The organism is Myxacorys chilensis, assembly GCF_059505265.1.
On the sequence record NZ_JCACKG010000262.1, the window covers coordinates 40,145 to 46,144 of the forward strand.

Here is a 6,000-nt window from a genome sequence, read left to right on the forward strand (position 1 = left end):
GAGGAATACAAAATCCCTCTCGTAGCGTTTTTTATGTCTGTTCGAGTTCGCATCGCCCCTAGTCCCACCGGAAATTTACACATTGGAACGGCGAGAACCGCTGTTTTCAACTGGCTGTTTGCGCGTCATCAAGGCGGCAAATTTATTCTGAGAATTGAAGATACGGATTTAGAGCGATCGCGGCCCGAATTTACGCAAAACATCCTCGACGGCTTAACCTGGCTGGGGTTGACTTGGGATGAAGGACCATTCTTTCAGAGCGATCGCTTGGATCTCTATGCTCAGAACATTCAATCCTTGCTCGATAAAGGTTTAGCCTATCGCGCTTATGACACGCCGGAAGAACTAGAGGCGATGCGAGAAGCGCAGAAAGCTCGTCATGAAGCCCCCCGCTACGATAATCGTCACCGAAACTTGACGCCAGAACAGCAAGCCGCATTTGAGGCAGAAGGTCGAAAAGCTGTGATTCGGTTCAAGATTGACGACGATCGCGAGATTTCTTGGACAGATTTAGTTCGCGGAACCGTCACTTGGAAAGGGCTTGATCTCGGCGGAGATATGGTAATTTCTCGTGCCGCAGATACGCATGGAATTGGTCAACCGCTCTACAACTTTGTAGTGGTGGTCGATGATATTGATATGCAGATCTCCCATGTGATTCGTGGAGAAGATCACATTGGTAATACGCCAAAGCAAATTTTGCTGTACGAGGCATTAGACGCAACCGTTCCAGAATTTGGGCACACGCCCTTAATCCTCAATCAAGCGGGTCAGAAGCTCTCGAAGCGCGATGGCGTTACGTCGATTTCTGACTTTAAGCAAATGGGTTACACCCCAGAAGGCATCACGAATTATATGACCCTGCTCGGCTGGTCTCCTCCAGAACCGATGACTGAAATTTTCACTCTTGCAGAAGCAGCACAGCAGTTCGGGTTCGATCGCGTGAATAAAGCCGGGGCGAAGTTCGATTGGGATAAGCTGAACTGGCTGAATGGACAGTATTTGCACTCGATGCCCGTGGAGCATGTTACCGATACCTTGATTCCGTATTGGCGAGATGCGAACTATCCGTTTGATGAAACCCGCGATCGCGACTGGCTTGAAAAAATTGCGGCCTTAGTCGCCCCGAGCCTATCAAGATTAGATGAAGCCGTTCCGATGACGCGCTATCTATTCATGCCATTAACCTTTACTGAAGATGCTAAAGCCCATCTCCAGCAAGACGGCTCTGCTGCTGCACTTAACGCCATTCTTGCGGCTACCGATCCTGATACTCAATTAACAGAAGATGCAATTCAAGCCATCATTAAACAGGTTGTGAAAGAGCAAAACCTGAAAAAAGGCTTGGTGATGAAGTCTTTGAGAGCCTCTTTGACTGGAGCGTTGCAAGGACCGGATTTGGTGCAATCGTGGCTGCTGTTGAATCAGAAAGGCATGGATCGCTATAGCTTTGAGCAAGCTATAGCGATCAGCGCTTCGCAAAATCTTTAACCACTCAGATTCGTAACGCTAGGGCTATGAATTGGGATAGCTGAACTCACAGTCTTTGTGATTTTAGTCTTTGTGATTTCGTTGCCTGAATGTCACGATTTACGTTACATTTAGTTAAGATTCTCTCATTAAAATGCTTGAAAAATTATTTATCCGTGCATAGGACAAAGGGTTAAACCCCATTTGAAGGGTGATTCACTCCTTCTGCATGAGTAAGAAAATCTTGCTTTTGAGTACGATTGAGATTAGTTGTTGTAGCCGTGATTGAGGTCGCCAGTTTATGAAATCATCCTGGAGAACAATCCTGTTATGGGCACTGCCCGCTTTAGTAGTTGGGTTTTTCCTGTGGCAAGGGTCATTCGCTCCAAACCCAGATGCAATAGCTAATAAAAATGCTGCCAATACCCGCATGACCTATGGGCGGTTCTTGGAGTATTTAGACAATAACCGGATTAAGAGCGTTGATCTATATGATGGTGGACGGACTGCCATTATCGAAGCGGTTGACCCCGAACTGGACAACCGGCTACAGCGCTTGCGGGTTGATCTTCCGGGAAATACGCCTGAGCTAATTACTCGTTTGCGGACGTCCAACATTAACTTTGATTCCCATCCGATTCGCAACGATGGCGCGGTATGGGGTCTTTTGGGTAACTTGGTCTTCCCAATTCTTTTACTGGGTGGCTTGTTCTTCTTGTTCCGTCGCTCTAGCAATGTTCCGGGTGGCCCTGGACAAGCGATGAGTTTCGGGAAATCTAAAGCGCGTTTTCAGATGGATGCTAAGACAGGCGTTTTGTTTGATGATGTCGCTGGAATTGAAGAAGCAAAAGAAGAGTTGCAAGAAGTTGTCACCTTCTTAAAGAAGCCTGAGCGCTTTACGGCAGTTGGAGCGCGTATTCCGAAGGGCGTCTTGCTCGTTGGACCTCCGGGAACAGGTAAGACGTTGTTGGCAAAAGCGATCGCAGGAGAAGCGGGAGTTCCATTCTTCTCGATTTCGGGTTCTGAGTTTGTCGAAATGTTTGTTGGTGTGGGCGCGTCTCGCGTTCGCGACTTGTTCAAAAAAGCTAAAGAAAATGCACCTTGCATCATCTTTATCGATGAGATTGATGCCGTTGGTCGTCAGCGTGGCGCAGGTATTGGCGGCGGCAACGATGAGCGGGAACAAACCTTGAACCAACTCTTGACCGAGATGGATGGTTTTGAGGGCAATACCGGAATCATTATCATCGCGGCAACCAACCGGGCGGATGTACTAGATTCTGCGCTCTTGCGTCCGGGTCGGTTTGACCGTCAGGTGATGGTAGACGTTCCCGATATTAAAGGTCGTCTCGAAGTCCTAGAAGTTCATGCGCGTGATAAAAAGATTGCCGACGAGGTTTCTCTCGAAGCGATCGCACGTCGCACCCCTGGATTCTCTGGTGCAGATTTAGCGAACTTGCTGAACGAAGCCGCAATCCTTACTGCTCGCCGTCGCAAGGATGCGATGACCATGCTAGAAATCGATGATGCTGTTGACCGGATCGTCGCTGGTATGGAGGGCACGCCACTGGTTGATAGCAAGAGTAAGCGCTTAATTGCCTATCACGAAGTCGGTCACGCGATCGTTGGTACGCTGGTGAAAGACCACGATCCGGTGCAGAAGGTGACGCTAGTTCCACGTGGTCAGGCACAAGGATTGACCTGGTTTACACCGTCTGAAGATCAGGGATTGATTTCGCGATCGCAGATTTTAGCCCGCATCAAAGGTGCATTGGGTGGACGGGCAGCAGAGGCGGTCATCTTTGGGGATGCAGAGATCACAACTGGAGCCGGAAACGACTTACAGCAGTTGACGGGCATGGCGAGACAAATGGTAACTCGCTTCGGCATGTCTCCTCTCGGTCCAATGTCTCTTGAAAGTCAGCAAGGCGAAGTCTTCTTGGGTGGTGGTTGGATGACGCGATCGGAGTACTCCGAAGATATCGCATCTCGCATTGACGCCCAGGTTCACGACATTGTGGAACGCTGCTATCAAGAAACCTGTCAGATCATGCGAGACAACCGCGAAGTTATCGATCGCTTAGTTGACTTGCTAATCGAGAAAGAAACGATCGAGGGTGATGAGTTCCGTCAGATTGTGGCAGAGTACACGACGGTTCCTGAGAAGGAGCGCTTTGTTCCTGTTCTCTAGGTTCAAACTTAGATGTCAGACTTGAGAAATAGGGGTTGCCACGGCGGCCCCTATTTTTTATGCGGCCTAACCAATATTTAGAGATTGCGAAATTTAAGTGTAGTCTTCTGTATTATTTGTAGTACAATAATAAATCTGATCGCCAGTACTTCTATGAAGAGACACCTTTACTAGCTCTACGCGCTAGACGTTCTCAAAAATTTTCTGCTGATACCAGTCTTGCAAGCCCTCCGCTTGCCCGAATCGAGATAGCTAAGATAGTCTGTCTCGCGATTTCTGTTTGAATCGAATTCAACATCCGTCAGGGCGACCTACTTTAGCCGCTCCCAGGAGGTTATATGGCTAAGTTTCAAAATATCGTTTTTTACTTCCGCAACTACTGGAGAGTCTCTCTTTTCAGTGTTGCAATGATGAGTCTGTTCGAGATTTTCGATCTGTTCGTTCCCTACGCGATCGGGCAAATTCTTAATGTTCTGTCTGGTCAAGCGGTCGATCGCCCTACTCAAGGGGTGATTGATGGGATTGCTCAATGGGTTGGAGTGGGCAGCCGTTTAGAGTTGGATAATCGCACCTTCACACTTGCTGTCTTGCTCATTCTAGTGTTTATTATCTCCGTGGGCCGCGCTCCAATTCAACCTTGGCTTGGGGCATGGTTCTCGTGGGATACAGCATTCCGGGCGCGCCGCGAGAACGCTGAAAAAGCAATTCAGAAAGTGTTGACGCTACCAATAGAATTTTATGACGAAAATAATCCTGGACGTATTTCTGCCCGCGTTGCAAAAGGATTATCTAATCATACCTGGAGTTATCCTGAAGTCGTTGGAAATTTGCTTCCGCGTTTCTTTCGAGTCTTTGGTATTTTCGTTGTCGTTTTTCTGATCGAGTGGCGAATTGCAATATTGCTGCTCGTTTGTTTTGTAGGAATCGTAGGATTCAATCTACTAGGGCTTAAGCGCCTTTCTAGTCAAGAAGAGAAGCTCGACAAATACATGGAGGACACCGAAAGTCGAACATCTGAAATTATCACCAACATTAAAACGGTCAAAGCGTTTGCAACCGAAACCTCAGAATTGAAACGGCAGCGGCAACGCCTCGATCGCGAGTTCAAGGTGCTGGACTATCGGATTCACAAAGGCTACGTCAACCTTGCTATGTACGAACGCATCGTTGTCCAGTCCAGTGTTTTCCTCGTGTTTGTGCTGACAGTAATTGCAACGGCTCAAGGCAACATTTCCTTGGGGCACTTCATTACAACGTTCACCGTGTCCAGCATGGCGTTTGCGGAAGTTGAACCGATTAGTCAAGTTGCAGAATTTCTAGCTCGTCGCTATGGCTCAATGATTCGCTTTCACGAGTTTATGCAGTTACCTGTTGGAACCGATGCAAGTGCAATAGATCGGTCGCGCTATCCGAATGAAACTGCGGAATCCATTCCTAGTTATCAGTTCACAGGGAAAGTCGAGTTTTCCCACCTCACCTTTGGATATGCAGCAGACCGCCCAGTTTTAAAGGATATCAATCTTTTAATTGAGCCATATCAAACGGTTGCCTTAGTGGGGCGATCGGGTTCCGGTAAATCAACTCTCGTAAAGCTCCTGTTTCGCTACTTTGAACCGAATCAAGGTGCAATTCTAATGGACGGCTACGATATCCGACGATTAGATATCACAGGGTATCGAAAGCGACTGGCGATCGTGCATCAAGAAGTTGATATCTTCAACGGAACGCTGTTAGACAATTTAATCTATGGCAATCCCAACGCCACGATGCATCAAGTTCGCGAAGCCTGTCGAATTGCTCAGGCAGACGACTTCATTCAGCAGATGCCCGCCAAATATTCTACGGTTGTTGGAGAACGGGGAGTTAGGCTTTCAGGGGGTCAGCGCCAACGGATTGGCATCGCGCGTGCCTTGATTGTTGACCCTGATGTGCTGATCTTCGATGAAGCGACATCGAGTTTGGATTACGAGTCAGAGCGATCAATTCAGTTGGCGATGCGATCGCTGCTTGGAACTCGTACTCTGATTATCATTGCTCACCGTCTCAGTACGGTTCGAGAAGCTGACAAAATCGTGGTGCTAGACAAAGGTAGCATTGCCGAAGTCGGAAGCCACGAAGAACTCCTTCATCATGGTGGTATCTATCAACGTTTACACGCGCTGCAAGAGACGGGAGAACTGCTCGCCTAAATCAGTGAACCGATGTTAGGGGTAAGTCTAGCGCTTACCCTTTTCTAAATTATTTTCTAAATTATGCAAATTTATTGAGCTTACATTCTTCTATCAGTTACAGCCTTTTCCAGCCTAATGAGGTACAAGCTAGAGTAATGTAAAGTGCCA

The 6,000-nt window shown here is 47.8% G+C and carries 3 protein-coding genes; all 3 read left to right on the top strand.

Features of this window, described 5'->3' with window-relative positions; genetic code table 11:
* Window positions 1–33 precede the first annotated feature (33 nt).
* The 3 genes from gltX to AC5JLB_RS26965 all read left to right on the top strand — a co-directional run bounded on the left by gltX (window position 34) and on the right by AC5JLB_RS26965 (window position 5,850).
* A complete protein-coding gene (gene gltX / locus AC5JLB_RS26955; RefSeq protein WP_495876915.1) occupies window positions 34–1,491 on the top strand; it encodes a glutamate--tRNA ligase in 1,458 nt (485 codons plus the stop codon).
* Between the two features lie 280 nt (window positions 1,492–1,771).
* Window positions 1,772–3,661: an ATP-dependent zinc metalloprotease FtsH2 gene (gene ftsH2 / locus AC5JLB_RS26960; protein ID WP_495876916.1), complete on the top strand. Its 1,890-nt coding sequence runs from the start codon at window positions 1,772–1,774 to the stop codon at window positions 3,659–3,661.
* A 338-nt stretch (window positions 3,662–3,999) separates the two neighbouring features.
* The gene (locus AC5JLB_RS26965) at window positions 4,000–5,850 is read left to right on the top strand and encodes an ABC transporter ATP-binding protein (protein WP_495876917.1); all 1,851 of its coding nucleotides are present in this window, start codon (window positions 4,000–4,002) and stop codon (window positions 5,848–5,850) included.
* The last annotated feature ends 150 nt before the right edge of the window (window positions 5,851–6,000 follow it).

What these genes read in the sequence shown, in the direction of transcription:
- gltX (WP_495876915.1), top strand. Translation starts at nt 34, where the DNA reads ATGTCTGTTCGAGTTCGCATCGCCCCTAGTCCCACCGGAAATTTACAC.
- ftsH2 (WP_495876916.1), top strand. Translation starts at nt 1,772, where the DNA reads ATGAAATCATCCTGGAGAACAATCCTGTTATGGGCACTGCCCGCTTTA.
- AC5JLB_RS26965 (WP_495876917.1), top strand. Translation starts at nt 4,000, where the DNA reads ATGGCTAAGTTTCAAAATATCGTTTTTTACTTCCGCAACTACTGGAGA.